1 protein-coding gene is annotated in these 1,911 nt (G+C 28.0%); it reads left to right on the top strand.

The genetic code is table 11. The features are described 5' to 3' along the window. Positions 1-379 precede the first annotated feature (379 nt). Positions 380-628, top strand: a complete 249-nt coding sequence (locus ABD814_RS03010; protein WP_344910204.1) for a hypothetical protein — start codon at positions 380-382, stop codon at positions 626-628. Positions 629-1,911: the final 1,283 nt, after the last annotated feature.

The following is a 1,911-nucleotide window of genomic DNA, read 5'->3' as shown; positions in this document are numbered from 1 at the left end:
GATCAAAAAACATATTGTATTTTGAATTCATCCTCCAATTCAGTATCTTTTCATAGAACTTTTTACACTACCAATTGTATTTGTTTGATCACTTATACAATATCAAAGATCGGGCTCCTTTTCACTTAATTAGTGAAAGATTGATTGGTTATTTTTAATTGATTTGATGCGGTTTATTCAGGTTTTATGATTGGGCTATGAATAATCTAGGTTAATATATTTAAGTAAATACGTCATATGTTCTACATAAAAGAAATCAGAAAAAGTAAGTGAAGGTATCAATCTATAGAAACGGAATGGTATTAAACATAAAAAATAGCCTAAACATATAGAGCATTAAAGTGTGTGTTTGGCAAAAATACAGAGAGGAGTAATAAATATGAATAAGGAAGCATTGGGTTTTGTTGATCCGTCTTTTGAAGATCTTAATAGTAATGAAGCTTTTGGAGTTAACGGTGGAGCAATATCATTAAAGGTGACCCTAATATATTCAGCTATAAAGGCTGTTTCCACAAAGGCAACCGTAACGCTTGCAACTAAAAAAATATCTGTAGCAGCAAGTTTAAGTGCTGTTGGAGGTGCCTCAAAAGCGGTCTCTAATCATGTTACAAATAGGTTTCTTAAATGATTATTTTTTTCTAAGCAACAGTAAAAAACAAATTAGTTTTAAAGTGAAGTATTGCAGAGACATCCTTAATAGAATCCTTAAAAGATAAGATTTTTATTTATAAAACTTTGAGACTAGGATGATATTGGAAAACATAGGACTTCTTTGGGTTTTAATTATCTAAGAAGCTTCAGATGTTATATCTGGTGTAGCATCTACAGTTTGTAGCACTTTTTAAAAAATTATATGCATAAATTTAATTACCTTAATATCGATTTAAGATATATCAGTTTGAATTAATAGAAACCATAAATTGTTTTTTGAATAGTAGCAATGCACAAACCTTTACATTTCTAACTCTCAATTTGTGCGTAATACTATAATTGAATAACCCAATAATTATCATCAATAGATTGAGATGGTACACCACTGCAATAATACACTAAAATTTTGTAGTAATTTTAAATAATATCCATACAACCATATTTGAAGGTAAGAAATCTTGAAAAGAACTCGTGTGACCTTGGTTGTTGTACAAATAAGTGAAAGATGTAACTAGTGGTTTGTAAATATTCATATAGTTTATCACCATCTACATATAATCTGAGCAGTATTTTAAAAAATAATTTATCTTATTATTAAGATGCTGAAAATTGGTTTCTATCTATTTACTTTGTTAATTTATGAATAAAATTATTTCAGAGAGGTGAGTAAAAAGATATGTTTCGCAGGTTAACAAATATTTTCCTTACCCTCGTTATTTTTGGCTTTTTAACTTTTTTTGTGCCTATTATAATCGATGAATTATTTGGCTTTAGATTAGAGCTTGACAGAACGAATATCTATTTTATTTATATTTATCTTCTTATATTGTACTATTTTGTGATATTCATCCATGAAATTGGGCATCTAACGCTAGGATGTTTTTGTAAATTTAAATTCCACTTATTACATGTTGGACCACTCATATACTATAAAGATGGTAGAAGAAAACAACTTCTTATCACCACGAACGAATTGTTAGGTGGAACGTCAGGTATGTATATAAGTAACACAAAAGACACTAAATATTTAAGGATAAAACATTTTTTTTACACTTTAGGTGGTTATTTATTTAATATATTTGGAGCGTTATTGTCTTTAACCATTTTATCGATTGCGGAATTTTCTAGTGAAAGTTTTAATTTTATTGTTCAGACATTTTTTATTTTTAATATTAGTCTTGTAATTTTTCCTGACTTTCGTAGTTCCAAATGACAAATAGTATTGAAAGTGTTGATTTTATCAAACAAATCAGCACTTTT

The sequence above is a fragment of the Amphibacillus indicireducens genome, assembly GCF_039539605.1.
GTDB classification, from domain to species: Bacteria; Bacillota; Bacilli; order Bacillales; family Amphibacillaceae; genus Amphibacillus; species Amphibacillus indicireducens.
This window is presented reverse-complemented; position numbering and strand designations above follow the sequence as displayed.

What these genes read in the sequence shown, in the direction of transcription:
- ABD814_RS03010 (WP_344910204.1), top strand. Translation starts at nt 380, where the DNA reads ATGAATAAGGAAGCATTGGGTTTTGTTGATCCGTCTTTTGAAGATCTT.